This is a genomic window from Micromonospora sp. NPDC005197, from assembly GCF_040608295.1.
Taxonomy (GTDB): domain Bacteria; phylum Actinomycetota; class Actinomycetes; order Mycobacteriales; family Micromonosporaceae; genus Micromonospora.
Genome location: NZ_JBEXHY010000044.1, coordinates 25,263 through 44,924, shown reverse-complemented (window position 1 = coordinate 44,924; position 19,662 = coordinate 25,263). Strand labels below are relative to the sequence as shown.

The window sequence follows — 19,662 nt, the reverse complement described above, 5'->3', positions numbered from 1 at the left end:
GGGCCCCTGCGCATACGGGGTCGGCGTGATCAGATGTGTGGACAGCACCCCAGCCGCCCCCGCGGCCGCGCGGGCCCCGCGGCCGACCAGAAGGTCCAGTGCCCGCTCCAGGTGGTACCGAGCGGCGTTCGCCTCCCCGATCTGCTGGTGCGTCTCGCCGAGCATGCGGTGCCAGCGGGCCCGATGCAGGGGCGCGACGTGACGTTCCAGGGCCGCGCGGAAGAAGGCCTGAGCCTCCCGGAACCAGCCCAGGCGCTGGTACACCGCCCACAGCCGGACCAGGTGAGCGTCGAGCGTGATCGGGTCGGCGCCGAGGATGAGCCATTCGGTGGCGGCCCGCAGGTTCTCCTGCTCCGTTTCCAGACTCGGCCCGCCCTCGGTGCGGGCCTCGCCCGGCGGGGGCAGCAGTGCGACGTGGTGCTCGGCGTGGCGCCACCGGGTCCGCGCCTCCTCCGCGGGGTCCGCGGCCAGGCTCTCGGCCGCGTACTGCCGGAGCAGCTCGTGCATCTCGTAGCGGCCGTCCTCGCCGACCGCGATCAGCGACTGGTCGACGAGGCTGGCCAGCATCGGCAGTCCGGCGCCCGCCACGGCGCCGGCGGCCGCGAGGTCGAAGCTACGGCGCAGCACCGACAACCGCCGTAGGGTCCGGCGTTCCTCGTCGGTCAGCAGCTGCCACGACCAGTCGATCACGGAGCGGAGGCTGCGGTGTCGCCGCTCCACGTCGGGTGCGGTGGTCTCGAGCAGTTCGAGCCCGCTGGCGAGCCGATCGGCGATGGCGGCCGGGGTGGCGGAGCGCACCCAGCGGGCGGCCAGCTCGATGGCCAGCGGCACACCGGCGACCAGCCGGCACACGCGGCCGGCCCCCGCGGTGCCGTCGATGGCGAGGGAGTTGGGACGCAGCAGCCGGGCCCGCTCCTGGAAGAGCTGCACCGCCTCGTAGCCGGCGGCGTCCGCGTCGGCGCCCGGCGGTGGGTACGGCAGACCTGGCACCTCGACCAGCCACTCCACACCCAGCCCCAGCGGCCGCCGGGACGTCACCAACAGCTGCGCGCCGGGTGCTCGCCTCAGGAGTTCGGCGAGCACCCCCGCGCTGTCGCGGAGATGCTCCAGATTGTCGAGCACGAGAAGCAGCTCGCGGCCGGCCAACTGCTCGGCGAGCAGGTCCAGCGGTTCGCGGGGCACAGCCAGGTCGATCTCGAGCGCGCGGGCGAGACCGGCGACGACCAGATCGGCGGCCTCGGCCGGCCGGGCCGGGCTGGTGCCAACGAACGACACGAACACCGTCCCGTCACGACGACGCCCCTGCCGATACGCGGCGACCTCTACCGCCAGCCGGGTCTTTCCGATCCCGCCGGGACCCACCAGGGTCACGAGCCGGCACGTGGGATCATCGAGAAGCTCATGCAGGCGCGCCAGCTCCCTTTCCCGACCGACCAGCGCGGTGAGCGGGCGAGGCAGATCGGTCGGCGGCGGCCCGGCCGCCAGGGCCACGTCCTGCCGAGCGGCGGACGCGAGCGGGTCAACACCCAGCGCGGTGAACCCACGGGTGACGGCGATCTCGTCACGGAGGGCAAGCGTGTCCGCCGCCGGCTCGATACCCAACTCCTCCCGCCGAAGGAGATAGCGGCAGGTCTCGTACTGGGCGAGCGCGGCGCTACGCTGACCGCCCACGGCCAGGAACCACATCAACGCACGGTGCGCCTCCTCGTGCAGGCGCTCCAGCTGCAGCAGGCGGCGGGTCACCTCAATCCCGCCGGCAGCATCCCGCCGGTCTCTGGCCCGCTGTACGGCACGGTCCATGAGCGCGAGCATGTCCGCCCGAACAGCGGCGCGCCGCTCGGTCAGCCAATCATCGAAAAGCGGCGCTCCCGGGACGCCGAAACCCTCGAGGAAGTCGCCTCGGCAGAGCCGGACGGCCTCCAGCAGCTCGTCGTCGTCCTGGTGGGCGGCGGCCACCCGGCTCACCTCCGCGACGTCGACCCACACCTGCCGGCTGTCCGCCAGCGCTATGGTCTGCCTGCTCACTGCCACCTGCTCCGGGACGACCCGGCGCAGCTTGGTCAGCACCAGCCGCAGATTGGCCCGGGCCGTCGGCTCCGGAAGGTCGCTCCAGAGCAACCCGGCCAGCGCCGAGCGTGAGTGCGCGGTGCCGGTGACCGCCAGGTAGAACAGGAGCGCCGTCGCCTTGGCGGAGGCCAGCTCCACCAGGGGACGCCCATCCATCGTCAGCTCGGCCCCGCCGAGCACCCGGACACGCAACTGTTGGTTCCGCATAGCCACCACCGTCGTCGTCCGGAAAGAACTCTATCGCTTTCCACGCTGCGAAAACGGTCGGGAAACGGTCTGCACACGGCAGCTCCCTACGGTCGGCTCATGAGTGTCGGAACCCGGGCCCACCAGCGGCAACCTGCCCAGGTTGGTGCCGGCGTCAACGGTGAAGGAGTAGCCATGGCCGTTGTTCATCCGTCCCGCAGCGATCTGCCGGACGTCCAGGTCGGCGGGACCACCGTGCCATCGCTGGTACTGCGGCATGCCGCCCGCCTCGGCGACAAGCCGGCCCTGATCGACGGCGCAACCGGCCGCACGATCAGCTACCGGCAACTCGCCACCGGTGTGGAGCGGGTCGCGGCCGGCCTGGTCGCCCGAGGCTTCGCCCCGGGTGACGTGCTGGCCCTCTACAGCCCCAATTCGCCGGAGTTCGCCCTGGCCGCCTACGGGACGATGGCAGCCGGCGGGATCATCACCGGCGCCAACCCGATGCTCACCGTCGAGGAGCTGGCCGGTCAGCTCGCCGACGCCGGGGCGCGGATGCTGGTCACCGGGGCGCCGTTCCTGGACCGCGCGGTGGCCGCCGCCGAGCGGGCGGGCGTCGAGGAGGTGCTGGTCTTCGGGGACGCGGTCGGCGCAACGTCGTTCCGTGAACTGATCGCCCACCACCACCCGCCGGCGACGCTCGCGGACGACCCCGATCGCGGACTCGCCGCCCTGCCGTACTCCAGCGGCACCACCGGCCTGCCCAAGGGAGTGGAGCTGACCCACTCGAGCGTGGTGACGAACGTTCGCCAGAGCCAGGCGGTGATGGGTTTCCGCGAGGACGACGTGGTGCTCGCCGCGACGCCGTTCTTCCACGTCATGGGGTTCAACGTCGTGCTGCCGTGCAGTCTGGCGGCCGGCGCGACCGTCGTCACCCTGGCGCGCTTCGACCTCGAAGCCTTCCTTCGGACGATGGAGGAGTACCGGGTGACGGTCAGTATCGTGTCGCCGCCGATGGCGACCGCGCTGGCCGATCATCCACTGGTGGACGATCACGACCTGTCCTCGTTGCGGAGTCTGGGCGTGGGTGCGGCTCCCCTCGGTGCCGATGTGGAGCAGCGATGCGCCGAGCGGCTCGGGTGTGTGGTCAGCCAGGGCCTCGGCATGACGGAAGCCACCGCCATGGTCGCCGTAGGGCCACTCGACCAGCCGCGGCGCGGGTCGGTCGGTCGACTGGTGCCGAACACCGAGGCGCGCGTCGTCGATCCGAACGGCGGTGCCTACCTTGGTGCCGGGCGCGCCGGCGAGCTATGGATCCGCGGCCCGCAGGTCATGCGGGGCTACCGCGACCGTCCGGAGGCCACGGCCGCCACCATCGACGCCGACGGCTGGCTGCGCACCGGGGACCTGTGCTACTTCGACGAGGACGGTTACCTGTACGTGGTCGACCGGTTGAAAGAATTGATCAAGTACGAGGGGTACCAGGTGGCGCCGGCCGAGTTGGAACACCTGCTGCTCACCCACCCGGCGGTCGCGGACGCGGCCGTGGTACCCCGGCCCGACCCGGACGCCGGCGAAGTGCCGGTCGCGTACGTGGTGCTGCGGGGACCGGCGACAGCTGCGGAACTGCTGGCCTACGTGGCCGAGCGGGTCGCTCCCTATAAGCGGCTCCGCGCCGTCCGGTTCACCTCGTCAGTGCCGAGGGCGCCGTCGGGCAAGCTTTCCCGCCGGGTGCTGGTCGAGGCCGAGCGCACCGGATCGGAACGGGCGCGGACAGTGCAAGACTCCCCGCCCGCAGTCCGCGCGGACGGCGGACAGCGATGAACATCCTGGTGGCCGGAGCCGTCGGCCGTGGCCCGACCGAGCTGGCCGCCTTCGACGCCGCGCTGGTGGCGGCCGGTGTCGCCGACCGGAACCTGATCTACCTCAGCTCGGTGTTGCCGCCCGCCAGCTCCGTCGAGCAGGTCGACCGGATCGGCCGTACACCGGGTAGCTGGGGCGACCGGCTGTACTGCGTGGTGGCACGGGCGCGGACGGCGGTGCCGGACGCACAGGCCTGGGCCGGTCTCGGCTGGGTGCAGGACGACTGCGGGCGCGGACTGCTGGTAGAACACGACGCCGACGACGAGGTGAGCCTGCGGGGGCTGGTGACCACGTCCCTGGACGCGCTGTGCCGCAACCGCGGCACGAGCTTCCCGTCGCGTGGCATCGCGGTCGCCGGCGCCCGCTGCACCGGGCGACCGGTCTGCGCCTTGGTGGTCGCGGTGTTCCAGTCGATGGCCTGGGAGCCGGGCCGACGACCGGCCAGAGCGGCGGCACCGGTATGAACGACATCGGTGCGGCTCCGGTGGGCCGGCCGGCGGACCGTGCCCCGACGACGCACCGCAAGCTCTGGAACTGGGTCTTCAGCCTCGTCGCCACCACGGCATCGGCCTACGCGCTGGAGGCGAGCGTGGTGGCGGCCGGCGCGTGCCTGGTCGCGTCCGGCCTGCTCAGCAGCCTCGACCACCGCGGGACGGTGGCGTTTCTGGTCGCCACCTACGCGGTCTGGGGGTTCGGCCTGCGGACCGGTGTGCGGGCGAACTGGACGCTCCTGGCGACGACGGGCACCAGCACCAACGTGTTGTCCAAGGCGTTGTACGACGTGCTCCGGCGCAGGGCGAGCGGTGTCCGCGCACCGCGCCTGGCGGCGGCCCTCGGGTACGCCGGTACCGAGGTCGCCAAGGAGGTGCCCTACTACGCGGGCGCCTTCGGGATCGCCGCCTTCAGCGACTCGATCACCTCGAACGAGGCACTCGTGTTCCTCGGCGGTGCCAACCTGGGCGCCGCCCTGTACGAGTACGGCCTCGCCCGCCTCACCCGAGCCTTCGTGACCCGGCGGCGCCGCCGGTACGCGTCATTCGACACGGACTGGATACCGGCGGAGTACCTCGCCGGCTACTACCGCACCGTCGAACCGGACGAGATCGCCACCATCGCGTTCCTCGTCGAGGCGATGCGACGCGCGGAACGTGGTCAGCCCGTGTTGTTCTTCGGGGTGGGGCCCACCCTGCATCACGTTTTCGCGGCCGCCGAGGTGGCCTCGGAGATCCACCTGGGCGACTACCTGCCGGCGAATCTCAACGAGATCCAGCGGTGGATCGACCGCGAGCACGATGCTCACGACTGGCGCCCGTTCGTCCGCTACACCCTGCGGTGTGAGGGGGTCAGCTGCCCGACCGACGAGGACGTGGCGATCCGTGAGGATCTCGCCCGGGAGAAGATCACCGCGCTGATCCGGGTGGACGCCCGGCAGCCCCGCCCGATGGACCGCCGATACGCGACGGTGGTCAGCGCCTACTGCGCGGACTCCGCCACCGCCGACCGGGCGACCTGGCAGTTCTTCATGCGCCACATCACTGGCCTGGTCCGGCCCGGGGGTCTCTTCGTCACCGCGGCCCTGCGCCGCTGCCGCGGTTACACCGTCGGGGAGAAGACTTTTCCCAGTGCGGATGTCGACGAACACGACCTCCGGGCGGTGCTGCGACCCGAATTCGGGCCGCTGGACGGATCAATTGAGGTACGGCAGGTCGCCCGGGAGAGCTCACACGGCTATTCGGCAATCGTCCTGTGCTCTGCCCGCAAGCGCCTCCGGCCACCCCGCTTCCGCCTCACCGCTCCGCGTCACATGGTCGGCCCATCACGGGCAAGTCGTACACCCCACTCCAGCGGACGCAACCTCAACCCTTACGCGTGAAGCCCGATCATCAGTGAACCGATGGACGGAAGAACCATGCCGCGATCAGATCCGGCAATCCACACTGGACTTGGTCTATTGAGGGGAACTCCACGATAGGGACCGCAAATGACCGGACTCAGGGCCGTCGAGGCCCACACGGTGGCGCCATGTCGATCCACAGTCTGATCTTGCTCATCGCACCGCCGACGGTGGGTGTCCTTGTCGGCTACGCCAGCGGGGGTCGAATCGCCGGCTTGCGGAGCATCCGACTCTCGGCCGTGTGGCTCCTGTGGCTGGCCGCCGTCGTCCAGGCGGCGCAGTACCACGTGGCTGCCCTGCGGCATCCCGGCACGCTGGTCGTCGTATTCGGCCTGGTCCTGTGGTGGCTGGCCATGAACCTTCCCAGATGGCCGCTCGCGATCCGCGTCGCTGGCGTCGCCATCACGGTAGGTGCGCTCGCCAATGGAGTGACGGTCGCACTCAACGGACGCATGCCATACCAGCCGAGCGGGGCTGAGGCGGTCGGCCTACGGCCGGATCTCACCACGCCCAAGAACGAACCCGCGGACGATGCGACCCGGTTCGCGCTCCTCGGTGACACGATCCCGGTCACGCCGTTGAAGAAGCTCGTCAGTCCCGGCGACGTGCTCATTGGCGCCGGGACCGTCGCGCTGACGGCGCTCGCGATGCGTCGCCGCCACGACCAACCCGATCCGGGACCCCAGCACATCACGGGAGGTGAAACATGACCATGTCCACCGTCTGGCGCCAGGCCGCCTACGCGATGCTCACGTTAGCGTCGCTGGCCCTGCTGCTCTACACCATCGGCGCACCAATGACAGAAGGAAGCTGAGGGGCCGGCATGAGAATCCGCATCATTGTGGCGCTCCTGTCGCTCGCCACACTTCTCTACACGGTCGGTGCACCACATGAGCACGGAGGCTGAAGCGTACGAATCCGCAGGAATGGATCGCGGCTCCGGCGACGCCGGGTGACCCCTGGCTGCAACTCGTCACCATGACGGGCAAGAAGTGCCTCGGCGTCAAGGATGTCAGCTACGACATCGGCGCACCACCGCAGGTATGGACCTGCAGCGTGAACTGGAACCGGCGCTGGAACATTTCCTAGCCGCGTGACGCAGCGGCCGGGCCTGGTGCGGTGTCGACCAAGCCCGGCCGTTGCGCAACCAGGGTCAGCAATCCTGAACGCGCCCCACTCGCTGCCACCAACTCCTGTAGCTGCCGTCTAGGGCCTGTCTTGCCGATCATGAGGATCCGGCTTCCATCATTGACAGGTCAAACTCCAGGGCTACTCCGCCGGTGCGTGCGCGTTGAGCAGTGCCTCAAAGGCGGGGAACTGGGCTTGCGCGGCGGCGATCACCTCTGCGGTCGGCCGTCGGGCGGAGCCGGTGTGCCGCTGTGCGATTGTCGTCAACGCTGCGATGGGCTCGGGCACGCGCTCGATGCCGTCGACCGTCTCGAGCGGGCCGACGCCGTTCGCCAGCAGCCACCCCAGCTGAAACACCGAGCCGTCTCGTCGCACGCACCGCGCGCGTCACGCAAGGTTCGACCTCGGTCGACCTCATGCTTGCGACCGGGCTCCCTCGCGGCGATCTTCGACTTTGACTGCGGCGAGCCGTAGGGTCAAAGCGTGACGACGGGGCCAGGCACTTATCGCGTGGCGGACAATTCGCCCGTGGCGTTCGTGGATGCGCTCGCAGCGTGGGTACCGCTCGCCCATGAGGAGTTGGTCACGACGGCACGCCGGTACAACGCCGTCATCAAGTACAAGGATCTCGGCGAGCACGTGCAGGAGCGGTCAGGCATCCGTACGCGCATGCTGTTGACCAACTGGATCGGGAAACTCCTCGAGGAGGTCGCCATCTTGGCGAAGGCTGCGGGTGGGCCGCCGCTTACGTCGCTGTGCGTACGTCAGGACGGCACGATCGGGGATGGCTACGCCAGGGCACCAAAATCGGTCCTGGGTGTCCCCGGCGAAGATATCGAGGCCTACGCCGCCGAGCATCGCCTTCTGTGTTACCGGACTTACGACGCTGTCGGCCTGCCTGCTGATGGTGGCCGACCTGAGCTGACTAAAGAAGTGGCCGAGCGTCGGGCAGCTCGCAAGGCTGCGAAGGAGCCTGTGCCCCGACCGCGCTGCCCGAGCTGCTACACCGAGTTGCCCGCGTCGAGCCGCTGCGACTACTGCGCATAGACTATGGGCCAGCCGGAACCCGCGGCACTGCGTTATGTCTCAAGTCGTCAGCGGAGCCCGCCCCACCGACGCCTTTGTACTGATGGGCACGCCCCGGCCGGTTGAATATGTCCCACGCGGTACAACGGACGTCGTCCCCACCGGTCTTCACGCCCAGCCCATTCGGGCTCGCCGAAGAGGTCACCGTCGAGGAAGACCTGCCCACAGGTTTGCCGGTGGGATTCAAGTCTCAGTCGGCCGGATCAGCACCGACGCTGGCGCAACAATGCCGCTGTTGCACGTCGATGCGAATTGACCGCCCCGGCTGGGGCCGGCGAGCAAGCATGAAAGCCGGCGCCAGCCATCGCACGGCTGAGGAGGTGGCAAGGTGAAGGACCCCGAGATCATCGACGTGCCTGGGCAGGTCCGGGGCCTAGCGGCCGCTGACCCGGACGGGCCGATCTACCTCACCAGCTATGCGGGCCGCAGCCCGAGCACACGCAACCTGTACACCACCGTCCTCACCGCGGTCGACCTGGCCGGAGGCAGGCTCCGGCAGCGCACGTACGCAAGCCATCCGTTCCCGCCACGCGCTGACGCCGACGGGACTGTGTGGGTGGCCCACCACGACGGCTACAGCACGCCCGTGTCACGCCTGCCTGCGGAACCGAGACGCTCTGGCCGTACGGGTAGAGCATGTGTTGCCCAGGTTGGTTTTCACCGCCGAACCAGGCGCCGGTATCGTGCCGCGCCACCAGCAAGGCGCTTCCGCAACAGGAAGCGAGCAGGTTTGTCGGGAGGACTTGTTCGTGGGCATGGAGCTGATCGGGCGTCGGCTGTCGGCCGAGGAACTGCGGGCCGTGTTGGACGATCCGGCGACCGTAAGTTTGCTGCTCTTCGGCGACCTCGACGATGAAGACGCAGAGATGCCCGATCCCGAGCTGGATCTGCACAAGTCATGGCATGCCCTGCACTACCTGCTGGCCGGCACAGCCGGAGAGGTGGACGATCCAGCCGCTGCGGCCGTCCTCGGCGGCGACGACATCGGCGAGGAGGGCGGTTACGGACCGCCACGCCTCCTCGACGTGGAGACGGTCCGCGTCGTCGCCGCCGCGCTCGACATGCTGGACGTCGACGCGTTGCGCTCCCGCTTCGACCCAGACGCCCTAGCGGCCGCAACCATCTACCCGGGTGGGTGGGATCGCGGCGCCGACGACTTCGACAAATTCCTCGCGCCGGCCTTCGCCGACCTCTGCCGCTTCTACCGCTCGGCCGCCGCCCAGAACCAGGCGGTACTACTTGCCATTGTTTGACATTGCCACTCGCACACACGACCGGCAGGCCCTCCCTTCCTGCCGGCACCGGCGGCCAACACCGTCCGATAGCCGTCGAACGTTCGGTCGGCGAAACTTTCGTCAAGGCAACTCGCGCAGCCGTCCTCGCCCACGCAGGTTGGGGTCATCGAGCAGCCTCCCCGGCTCCCGGCGTGCCTTCGAGGCTTCACGTTCGATGTGAGTGGCGGTGTCGCCGTGGACGGCACACCGACTCCGCGTTCCACCGGTCCGCTTGATCCGAGTCGAGGACGGGGCCTGCTGTCTACCGCCGGAGGTCCCCAGTGAGCGGCACGAACGTGCACGCGCGACGTCGCGCGCTGGCCGCGGTGATGGTCGCGCTGCTGACCGCAGGCGCGTGTTCCACTCCTAGCGAACCGTCGTGTTCACGAGCGAAGTGTGCCACTGTTGCCGATTCCCGACACCGGTCCCCGGACCAGCGCGGCAGATGAGTGCGCAGGTGGCGACTCGGCGATGAGTCCGATAGCCCCTGTCGAGGTGCCGGCAGATCCCGTATGCCGCTTGGTGGACCGATCCCGGCCGTCTGGTCAGGCAGGTGGGTCGTCCCGGTAGAGATCCGATTTCACATCTCGGCCGCTCCAGCGAGTGGCCGTAAGCTCCGGCCGCTGCCGGACGGGTTTGGGCACCCAGCCGTATCGTCTGGTGTCGGGCGCTTCGTTGTCCCAGTCAGCGATCAACGCGAACGGGTCCGGGATGATGCCCGCCTTATCGTCGCAGGTCGTCAGGACGACCATAAATGGATAAAAGCGCGTCTCCTGGGCCACATCGCAGTCGTCGGTCCGAGAAGCGACCAAGGCGCCGCACTTCTCGCAGGCTACGCAAGGGTTCCATCCCACGAGAGACCAGCAGCCGACCTGAACGAGGTCGTGGACGAATCGTGTGCCACGGACGTCGCCGGGCGAGAGCACGAACGTGTTGACGACCTGATCACGGCCGTAGACGGCCGCGTCGATCGCATAGGTGCCGGGTTGGAGCCGCGGAGGGTTCACATGGTGGTGGTCCAGCAGCGACCAGTGCGGTCCGGCGGGCAGCTCGACCAGCCGCAGCGGAACGCTCAACTCGTTCCCGCACGACGCGCACTGAAGGCTTTCCACTTCTGGAGTGTGTCATTTCAAGCCGAGCGTACGCATCCGCAAAGGGGCCTGCAGGGCCACCGCTGCCGCGACCTCGGACAGATCGTCGGCCGCCACGGCCCCGGTCACCCGATGCCGCCGCCACATGCTGCAAATCGGCACGACCTCCGACAGCTACCGGGGGTGACGGACGCTCCGCAGCAGCGCGCACGGTCGGCGGCAGATGAGGGCCCGCTACCTCGGCGATGCAAGAGGGTCTCCGGCATTCAGAGGGCGGCGATTGAGCTGGGAGCTCGTTCTTGCCGAGCCAGTGCGCGTATCACGTCCAGGGAACCGTGTCGCCAGGCGGCGAGGCTACTCAGCAGCTGGATCGTCGCTTCGGCCGCTGCCGTCGGCACCGACGGCGTCGGCAGGCTGAGGCTGACAGCGAGGTCGTCGACGTGCACGACCAGCTCCATGACTCGGGTCAATAGGAAGTCATCGACCCTCAGACCCCAGTCGCCGAGGTCCACGATGCGGTCGACAGGTTGTGCTGGCACTACGGCCCGCAGCTGGGTCAACGCGGCATCGACGGTGTCCGCCAGGTCCGCGGCGGTCGTCGACGCGGCTGCCTGCTCGCTGCGGCGCCGGATGCCGATGTTGTCAGCGCTGTCTACGCCTGACGTCACCCAGGTGTTGCCAGTGAAATGCTCCAGCACCGAGATCGCCGACTGTCCGGGCGCGGCGCTAAGGAAGGCCACCGTGTGCGTTACCTGGTAGGCAAGATGACGAGCCAGGCCGCCCGTCGAGAAGTCGGCCAACGCGCTGGGCGTGGACCACCGTTCGGCCAGTATCGGTTCGCGCAACAGAGCTGCTGCGGTCTCAGCGGCGTCGAGGAAGGCAGGTCGGATCATCGGGTGCACGCTATGCCCCGCGGGCGCCTGTTGTCATGGGTGCTCCTGCCCGCGAGGGGCAGTTCGTGGGCTGGAGCGCCGGCGCATCGGCATGAGCGGACGTCGCCCGACCGACGACCGGGAGAATCACGGCTGACTTCTTCGCATCCGCCGAAGAGGTCACCAGCTTGAAGTACCTGGTCAGGGCGTTGGTGGTAGGTCCACGGCTCCGCTGTGGGGGCGGTGGTGGTCGTACCAGTCGACGTACTCCAGGGTGGCGATCTCGACGTGGTCGCAGGTCCGCCACGGCCGACGTGGTTTGATCAGCGCGGTCTTGAGCATGCCGATCGTCGACTCGGCCAGGGCGTTGTCATAGGCGTCGCCGACCGAGCCTACCGACGGGTCGACGCCGCGCCTTATCAGGGCATGACAGGCTGTTCGGCATGGGCCCTGCCGACGATCGTCTCCATCCGAGGCTAAGGATCAACAACGGCCTGCTCCTGGTGCGGGATGGTGTCGGCACTTGGCTAATCCATGGCGCCGCCGACGGGTTGGTCTACCCGGCCGGGGACCGGCTCGTGTGGCTGTTGCCATTGCTGGAGCGCACCCCGAACGACGTCAGTGCGGAGCTGTCTGACGTGCCTATAGCCGACACACCGCTTCCCGCCCTCGTGCGGTTCGCGCTCACCGCATGGGGAAGCTACTGGCCGGCACTGGCACTCGATTGGCTGGACGCCGGCTGGCCTACCCGGGATCTGCGCGACGTACTGGCCGACATGAAGGACTCGCGCGAACTCTCCCAGCCGCTTCGCGACCGAGCACTTCGCCTCTGGGGCGCCTCGGCACATGCCTGACGGCCCGACAAGCCCGAATCTCGGGGCCTCCTCGACCAACGCCGGACCTACACCGCACTGCACGTCGAGTGCTCACGGTGGAACCGGCAGCCACGGAGGCGACAGCAAAGGCGAGCACTCCGCGCGGGGGCGCTGACACCTTCGTGCACGCCAAAGAGGTCACCAACCAGAGGTGCCTGGTCAGGGTGTTGCCTGTGGGATAGCCGTCCCAGATAGCGGCACGCCGGCGCCCCCAGGGATGCCACTCGGATCGCTCCTCGTTGATGACAGTCGGCCGTGCGGCGACGAAACTCGACGGCCCGACATGCTGCGCCGCGCTATGCGTGTTTGAGGCAGCGAGAGGTGCTCCCAACCTGCACCCCCAAACCAGGGCGGCACCGGGCCGCCGACCGATTGTGAGCTCGGGCCCAGTGCTGTGGTTGGCGCCAGCGCTGGCTCCCGCAGCCGCATCGGTCGATCGGGGAGCACGCTCACGATCGACGCGCCTTGTCCGCGGCAGAAGAGTGAGCGCGGCACCGATCCGAAGCACGGTGACCTTGCCCGATCGAGGGCGGGGCGGTAGCCGGGCTGGCTGCCGTCGTCACTCGCCCTGCTACCGACTGCCCGGCGTACGGGACGGGTCGTGGCCCAGTCCATAGCCGGCGTGAATCTCCACCGCGCTCACTCCTAGCGCGTCGAGACCTCGGTTGAGCTCGCGGTACGCCCTGAACTCCGCCGTCACGTACTGCTCGCTCTCGACTGCGGCCGAGGGAGCCCAGCCGCTGCGGCCCAGCGCTGTCATCGCTGTCTGCATCGCCACCCGTGGGCGGTGTCCGGTGACGCCGACCAGCGCATACACCCGGGTGAACGACACCGGCGGACTGACCTCGACAGGGCCGGGGCCGTCACAGGTCCGCCTGCCGACCCGTTGGGCGAGTGTTGTGGCCACCTCAACGGCACGGTCCGCGTCGCTGGTCGACACGTCGACCACAAGCGCCACGCGTGCCGTTGCTTGTTCTCTTATCAAGGCCTGCAGTTCGGTGGGGAGTTCTTCCGCCTCGGCCTCGGTCACAACGCCGCCATCGGTATTCGCTTCGGTGTCCTCCGGCGGGGCGGCATCGATGTCACCGGCGGCGTCGACGTCGAGCCAGTATCCGGTGTTGCGGAAATGAGCGGCCGCCTCGCGCCAGGCGAGATGGGCCGGTTCGGTGCCGTCGCCGGACACCGGCGGGGGCAGCTCATTGCCAGACAGGAACCCCCGTACGAAGTACCGGGTCTGCTCGGAGCAGTCGCCGATTTCCCCCTTCGACACCTGGGTACGGATGCCGCGCTCTGCGCAATAGGCGAACATGCGTTCGGCGAACGTGTGCGGGTTGCCGTCGAGGAGGTAGTGCCGTCCGCATCGCTCGGTGTCGAACCACAAATTGGGGTCGACGTCGGGCGGCAACGGCGGACGAGCAGGCACGGACATTCCACGATAGTAGGACCCACGTGTGCCAGAACGGCCGACAGCCCGGACCGGACTCAGCGATAAGCCTGCTCACAGCGGCTCCACAGCCTGGTCTCCCGGGCAGCCGCACGACCCCCCTCGCCAATGGCGCCGGCTCCCTGGCAAAGATCGGTACTCGGGCTTCGACCTACAGAACCGCATCAGCATGAGTCCACAGCGCAACTCGAACCGGCAGCGAAGTTCGCGCCGACACCCTCATCGGCATGAGCGGGCTGGACCAGCGGTAATTGACCTGGTGCCCGGAGGTACCGTGCGGCAAGCCCGATTCGCATATCCGTGCGTTCTGCGGCACCTGCTATGCCCGGCAGCCTCTCAGCAGGTCTACGGCTACCCTCACGCAGGGGCGTCAGATTCTGGTTGGGAAGCCCGGCGGCGCTGCACGGATCAATCAGCGCTACTTCCAGCCCAAGCAAGGTGACTAGGGCCGCGGCCCACGCTCAGCTTGGAAACCGCGTTGATCTAAACGACGCATAGAGACATTCTGGGGCAGGCGGCACGCAGCGTGTCTGCCTCGCTGGTCGCGTCCCGCGCTACCCCATACTGACCGCCGCATCGGGCATGCTACGGGCACGGCCATCTGGCGTCGAGGAGGGTTGTCATGTCGTTGGTCAAGAAGGGCTCTCGACTCATAACTGTTGACGGGGTCACCTACAGGTGGCGAGTGCGCGGCAAACCAACCTATGTCCAAGGGCTGTGTGAGCGACCGCTCGCTGTCGCTGTAGAACAGGTCGATTGCAAGGCCAGGGTGTTGCTGGTCAGCATGCCTCAGGACCATCCAAGTAACTGGATTGGCGGGTCGGCCGTGCCCGTTCTCCCGTCGGCGGTCGCTGCGATTGTCCGCAAGGCGTTGGCCGAGGGATGGCAAGCTACCCCGTCAGGCACGGCCTTCCTTATGACTGCGCCCGTGGGCTGATGACACGACGCTTCGGTGACCGGGCCACGTTCGCGGTGGAGATCGGCGAGGTCGAGCCGCACCAAATCCGCGTCGTCGACCTCTGGGCGGCTGGCAAGAGACTGCCCACCGAGGACAACTACGCCTTCCTCCCGTTCTTCATCCGCGTTATGCGGTCGAGCGCGGCGCAGGTGCGCCGACGCGACGTCAAGCCCTGTCCCTTCCCGGGCCGCACGCCGGAGGAGATCTTCCGGCTGCTCCACGCAGACGACACGGAGTTTCGGGAGCAGTTCTGGTTCATGCAGTGGGGCGAGACCGTCGACAACGTCTCCATGTACGCCTACCTTGACGACGACCTAGTGATCGGCTTCGCGTTCTGGCGGCCAGACCATCCCTTTCCGGATGACCTGGGCAAGGTCTTCGTCGCCAGGATCCCACCGGAGGAATTCGTGGCCATCGTCGAGGATGCAGCCGATCTGCTGGACGCCGAGTTGGTTGACGTCGAGCCGCCCCGGTGACCGAACCGCCACGCCCTACGGCGTCAAGCTCACCTTGACGACTCGTTCGTTCCGCCACGTCTCGGGGACAGGTAAGAGCAACCACGGTCCACCGAACGTCGGGGAAGGCCAGGCGGACAGCATCAACCGCGTCAACCTGGCCAACGTGCACCACGGGGATTTGTCGGCGGAGCTGTTGACGTAGCCCGGGTGCGTCGATGACGTACAGGGAACCATACCGTCGGTTCTCCCACACCACGCCGCCCGAGGCGCGCAGTGCGCCGACCCGGCGGTTGTCACCGCCCGGATCGCGCAGACCCAGACCGAACGCGCCATCGCGGGCACCACCCCGCGCCGGATGAGCCGAGCAGAGATTTCGGCCCTGGTGACCGCGCTCGGCGACATCGCCACCGTGCTGCGCGAAGCCGACCCCGACGACAAAGCCGAGGTCCACCGGCAACTCGGACTCCGACTCACCTACGAGACCGAAACGCAAACGGTGCGCGCTGCAGTGGATCTCAGCGCGCACCGTGGGGTTATGGTTCGTGTCCGAGGGGGGATTCGAACTCTTGTACGCATCATATGTGTACCAACCTGGGGTGCACATGCTCATAGGTTACGGTACGGCCAGGGCTGACTCAAGACTGACCGCCATAACCATGTGTAAGTGTGCAGCCATCAAGTTGGATTCAGTCCGCTACGGCCTCTCTGTCTGACATCGGCGGGCCACCACGAGAGCCGTTTTGCACGCTGGTGAACTTTTAGTCGACTGGCTTTGGCGGCAAGCCATATCGTTCGCGTTCTTCGCTGTTGAGCGCACGGTGCTCACTGCCTTCAGCCGGAACCTGCGCGGGGTTTATTGCATACGTCCCAGCTCATGATCGTGCCGTCGTCGTAGGCGATGATGAGGGCGTCTTGCCACGACATGCTGCGCACTACCCCACGAGGTGTGTCAAGTACGCCGAGAGGCCGTCCCTCTTGAGCGCGCCAGATGTAGAGCATGTAGTCATCGCTGATCTCGGTGGCTCAGCTGCGTCCGCAAGATGGTTCGGGAGTAGCCAGCGGACTCCAACTGCCAGTACGCGCGTTCGACCGTCCGTGCACTCAGCCACGACGCCCGGGCCTGGCTCACGTACGGGTAGCGAGCGGACCTGGCCCGCGTCTGTCCGGATCGGTAGCTCGTGTCCCACCATGATGGGATCGCGCCCGACTCGGAGGCACAAACCGTGCCCCCGAGTCGGCGCGACAATCGGCAGCCCGTTACCGGCGGCCGAACTTGACACTCACCTCTGCCACTGGTCAGGAGGCTACGAACTGCCACTGCTGGTTGGTCCCGCCGTTGGCGGTCCACTGCACGACCTGCGCCCCGTCGCTGGTCGAGGCGGCGGAAACGTCGGCTGCCAGTCCGCTGCTGCGGCTGACGATGGTGTAGTAGCCGTCACCGGTGGGCCGCAGGTACCACATCTGGTTGGTGCCGCCATTGGCTGACCACTGCTGCAGTTGCAGGCCCGCCGTGGTGCTGCCGCCGTTGACGTCGAGCACCTTGCCGGAGGCGGTGTAGCGCAGGGTGTAGGCGTCCTGCGTGGTGCTGATCGTCCACGTGGGGGTGCCGCTCTGCTGGACCGCCTTGGCGCCGTCGGCGGTGGAGTTGCCGGCGATGGCGAGGGGCTTGCCGCTGTTGCGGTTGACGATGCGGTAGGTGCCTGCTGCGGGCCCGGTTCCGCCGCTTCCACTGAGGTTGAGGTACTCGACCGCGTCGGTGAAGACGGTGCTGCCGGACTTCGCGGTCGACAGCTGCAGGTACACCCGGCTTCCGGTGGCGGGGGCGGTGAAGGACACCGGTTGGGTGACCCGTGAGCCGAGTGGGATGGTCAGGGTGGTGCTGCCGGACGCGACGACAGTGCCGGTCGGGCTGTCGAGCCGGGCGGTCCAGGTGAAGCCCACCGAGGTGTTGGTGACGTCGTCGTTGAAGACGGTGATGTTGCGGGTCACAGTGGCGTTTCGGGCGTAGCTGGGTACCGCCTGCGGCAGCGGGAAGGTGCCGTTCGAGTCCGAATTGCCGGAGGCGGACCAGTAGGGGAGGTCGACCGCGGCCACCGGGTTGAACGCCGCCTGCACGCGCTGGATCTGCGGGTTGCTCCAGGGGTCGGGCAGGTTGTCGGCGCCGTAGATGGGGTGACCGCCCTCCTCCGGGGTGAAGTCGGTGGACCGCACGCCGGGCACGACGCTGGCCCAGGCGGACAGCAGCGTGTAGGGGCGCAGGTCGGTGGCGCCCTTGCCGCGCTTGGCCAGGGTTGCCGTGGCGAACCACTCGAAGCCCTGCTTGTTGTTGCATGCCGGCCAGATGAACTCGCCCTCGCCGTCGGGCCGCCCATTCACGGTGATCAGGCCCTCCCCGTACCTGCCGAAGCCGTCGACGTAGTGCGGGATCACCGCGAAGTTGGCGTACGTCATCCCGGGATACAGGCTGACATTCCCGCCGACGCCCACCTCGACAATGATCGGCCGGGTGCCGTCGGCGCCGTTCATCGCCGCGTACAGGTCCTTCTCGAACTGTTCGGAATCCTGGCCGCTCTGGTTCGGCTCGTTGTTCTGACTCCAGCGGATGATCGCGGGGTGGTTGCGGTCGCGCAGGACCAGCGCACGGGCGTGGTTGACCATGTTGTCGCGCCCGACGGAGTTCTGCCACTCCTGCGAGGATTGGGAGCCGCGAATCGCGACCTCGTCGATGATCATCAGGCCCATCTCGTCGGCGACATCCAACATGTACGGGCTCCCGGGCTCCTGGTGGATGCGCACCACGTTGTAGTTCAGCCGCTGGTAGTTGTCCACCGCCTGCGGCCAGCCGCCGTTGCCGGACGACGGGGGCAGGAAGCCGGGCAGGGTGTGGTACGCGTCGCCCTTGCCGCCGTTGTTGATCCGGTCATAGTCGCCACCCTGGAGGTTGTCGCCGCGGAAGTTCACGCGCACGCCGTTGAGGTAGTAGTAGTCACCGTTCTGGGTAGCCTCCCGGAACCCGAACCGGTACTCGGCGTCGCTCGTCCGGCCGTCGTCGGTGACGGCATGCACCGTCAGCCCGTGCAACTGCGCCCGGTACCCCGACCGGTACGGCACATTGGGCCACCAGTACGAGGTGCTGTCGAGGTTCCACGCGACCGGCCCGACGGTCACGATCACGGTCGAGCGGGCCGCCACGGTGACCGTACGGCTGGGCAGTGCCGGGTAGCTGAAAGCCGTTCCGTTGCTGGACGACAGCGACCCGGTCAACGTCACCGACCGGGAACTGCCCGACGTGTTCCGCACCGTCACGTCGTAGGTCAGCGTCTTGTTCGCCACCGACGTACGCACGAATGTGTCGCTGACGTACACCGCCGGGTACACCCGCAGGAACGCGGACCCGAAGATCCCCTGCGGTATCGCCTCGGACCACGTGGCGGCGTCGGGCACCAGGTACCGGCCGTTGGATGCCTTCAACGCGCCGCGGCCCTTCACGTTCACGGTGATCGTGTGGGTGGTGCCGGGCGCCGCGTATGCGCTGATGTCGAAGTTCGACGGGGTGAACGCCGTCGTCTGGGTGGCGACCACGCGGCCGTCGACCGACAGTGTCGCCTGGTGGTTGACGGCGCCGAACTCGATCAAGGTCGACTGCGGCTGCCCCGAGTCCGGCACGGTGATGCTGCGCGAGTACACCGCCTCGTTCACGTCGGTGAAGCCCTGCTTGTACCAGCCGCCACCGGGCACCGCGATCGTGGTCGCCGCCCGGCCCGCGGGCGTGAAGCCCCAGGTCCCGCTCAGGTCGATCGAGGTGATCGCGGCGTTCCCGGCCGCCACACCGTCAAGTCCGGCGGCCGCGACACTCTGCGTCTCGACCGGCGCGGCCAGGGCCGACCCGGGGGGCGCCAGGGTCAGGCCACCCAGCGTCAGGGGCAGGGCGAGCGCCACGGTCGCGGCCAACCCTCTGGCCCACGCCGACAATCGGCCACCCCAGCGGACGTTCGTACGATGCACGGTTACCTCCTGTGACTCATCCGCCAACTCCGCAACACCGGTTCAGGGCACAGCCTCAAGGCCGATACTCGAATCGATTCGACAAAGCTGCCGGCGTCGCCGACCACCCGGGAAGGGTGGTTGCGGCCAAATACATAGGTACGTATTAATGGGTGCATCGAGCGTAAAGTCAAGGTTTCAAGACGGTTACTTCCTGCTCCTGACGCCTCGCAAGCTTCGAGTGGCCGCCGATAGTACGACCCTTCCGGAGTGCTAGGGCATCGCGCTCAGGCACTCCGTGTCGCCGGCCCACCGACGCGGCGCCGATCGAGTAGCGAACCGATTCGCCTCTGCGGCGCCCGGCCGCGTGACACGCCGAAGGCGTGGACAGCAGCACTGCCGTCTTCGGTGAAGTCGGCGGGCGGCCCGGCCTGACCTGTTCGGTTCGAAACTGGGGTTAGGGTGCTGGTAAGAAACGTGCT

At 68.2% G+C, this 19,662-nt stretch carries 14 protein-coding genes and 1 pseudogene; 8 read left to right on the top strand and 7 right to left on the bottom strand.

What is annotated here, in order from left to right:
* A partial coding sequence (locus tag ABZU46_RS16820) for a BTAD domain-containing putative transcriptional regulator (protein WP_354858595.1) occupies window positions 1-2,274 on the bottom strand: 2,274 nt, incomplete at its 3' end.
* 174 nt (window positions 2,275-2,448) lie between these two features.
* Between ABZU46_RS16820 and ABZU46_RS16815 the strand changes: the two genes are divergently transcribed.
* The 4 genes from ABZU46_RS16815 (at window position 2,449) to ABZU46_RS16800 (ending at window position 6,720) form a co-directional block, all read left to right on the top strand.
* Window positions 2,449-4,077, top strand: a complete 1,629-nt coding sequence (locus ABZU46_RS16815; protein WP_354858593.1) for an AMP-binding protein — start codon at window positions 2,449-2,451, stop codon at window positions 4,075-4,077.
* Window positions 4,074-4,580: a pyruvoyl-dependent arginine decarboxylase gene (locus ABZU46_RS16810; protein WP_354858590.1), complete on the top strand. Its 507-nt coding sequence runs from the start codon at window positions 4,074-4,076 to the stop codon at window positions 4,578-4,580. Before ABZU46_RS16815 ends, ABZU46_RS16810 begins: the two co-directional genes overlap by 4 nt.
* Window positions 4,577-5,989, top strand: coding sequence for a guanitoxin biosynthesis pre-guanitoxin forming N-methyltransferase GntF (gene gntF / locus ABZU46_RS16805; protein ID WP_354858588.1), 1,413 nt, complete (start codon window positions 4,577-4,579; stop codon window positions 5,987-5,989). Before ABZU46_RS16810 ends, gntF begins: the two co-directional genes overlap by 4 nt.
* A gap of 149 nt (window positions 5,990-6,138) precedes the next feature.
* The gene (locus ABZU46_RS16800; RefSeq protein WP_354858586.1) at window positions 6,139-6,720 is read left to right on the top strand and encodes a DUF5317 family protein; all 582 of its coding nucleotides are present in this window, start codon (window positions 6,139-6,141) and stop codon (window positions 6,718-6,720) included.
* Between the two features lie 559 nt (window positions 6,721-7,279).
* Here ABZU46_RS16800 and ABZU46_RS16795 read toward each other — a convergent pair.
* Window positions 7,280-7,495, bottom strand: coding sequence for a hypothetical protein (locus tag ABZU46_RS16795; RefSeq protein ID WP_354858584.1), 216 nt, complete (start codon window positions 7,493-7,495; stop codon window positions 7,280-7,282).
* A gap of 171 nt (window positions 7,496-7,666) precedes the next feature.
* Here ABZU46_RS16795 and ABZU46_RS16790 point away from each other — a divergent pair, with 171 nt between their 5' ends.
* Both ABZU46_RS16790 and ABZU46_RS16785 read left to right on the top strand, forming a co-directional pair.
* Window positions 7,667-8,185 (top strand): hypothetical protein, encoded by a 519-nt coding sequence (locus ABZU46_RS16790; RefSeq protein WP_354858581.1) that lies wholly within the window; start codon window positions 7,667-7,669, stop codon window positions 8,183-8,185.
* 794 nt (window positions 8,186-8,979) lie between these two features.
* Window positions 8,980-9,477, top strand: coding sequence for a YfbM family protein (locus tag ABZU46_RS16785; RefSeq protein ID WP_354858607.1), 498 nt, complete (start codon window positions 8,980-8,982; stop codon window positions 9,475-9,477).
* Between the two features lie 566 nt (window positions 9,478-10,043).
* Here ABZU46_RS16785 and ABZU46_RS16780 read toward each other — a convergent pair.
* The 3 genes and pseudogenes from ABZU46_RS16780 to ABZU46_RS16770 all read right to left on the bottom strand — a co-directional run.
* Entirely contained in the window at window positions 10,044-10,610 is a 567-nt protein-coding gene (locus tag ABZU46_RS16780) for a hypothetical protein (RefSeq protein WP_354858579.1), read from the bottom strand.
* A 245-nt stretch (window positions 10,611-10,855) separates the two neighbouring features.
* Window positions 10,856-11,482 (bottom strand): maleylpyruvate isomerase N-terminal domain-containing protein, encoded by a 627-nt coding sequence (locus ABZU46_RS16775; protein WP_354858576.1) that lies wholly within the window; start codon window positions 11,480-11,482, stop codon window positions 10,856-10,858.
* Window positions 11,483-11,662: 180 nt separating this feature from the next.
* Window positions 11,663-11,872: pseudogene (locus ABZU46_RS16770) on the bottom strand (integrase core domain-containing protein); the annotation flags it as partial.
* Window positions 11,873-11,904: 32 nt separating this feature from the next.
* Between ABZU46_RS16770 and ABZU46_RS16765 the strand changes: the two are divergent.
* Window positions 11,905-12,315 carry a hypothetical protein gene (locus ABZU46_RS16765; protein ID WP_354858573.1) on the top strand — a complete coding sequence of 137 codons (411 nt, stop codon included), beginning with the start codon at window positions 11,905-11,907 and terminating at the stop codon, window positions 12,313-12,315.
* A 592-nt stretch (window positions 12,316-12,907) separates the two neighbouring features.
* Here the strand turns inward: ABZU46_RS16765 and ABZU46_RS16760 are convergent.
* The gene (locus tag ABZU46_RS16760) at window positions 12,908-13,765 is read right to left on the bottom strand and encodes a hypothetical protein (RefSeq protein ID WP_354858571.1); all 858 of its coding nucleotides are present in this window, start codon (window positions 13,763-13,765) and stop codon (window positions 12,908-12,910) included.
* Between the two features lie 951 nt (window positions 13,766-14,716).
* Between ABZU46_RS16760 and ABZU46_RS16755 the strand changes: the two genes are divergently transcribed.
* Entirely contained in the window at window positions 14,717-15,214 is a 498-nt protein-coding gene (locus ABZU46_RS16755; RefSeq protein WP_354858568.1) for a hypothetical protein, read from the top strand.
* A 1,278-nt stretch (window positions 15,215-16,492) separates the two neighbouring features.
* Here the strand turns inward: ABZU46_RS16755 and ABZU46_RS16750 are convergent.
* Window positions 16,493-19,201: an RICIN domain-containing protein gene (locus ABZU46_RS16750; RefSeq protein ID WP_354858567.1), complete on the bottom strand. Its 2,709-nt coding sequence runs from the start codon at window positions 19,199-19,201 to the stop codon at window positions 16,493-16,495.
* Window positions 19,202-19,662: the final 461 nt, after the last annotated feature.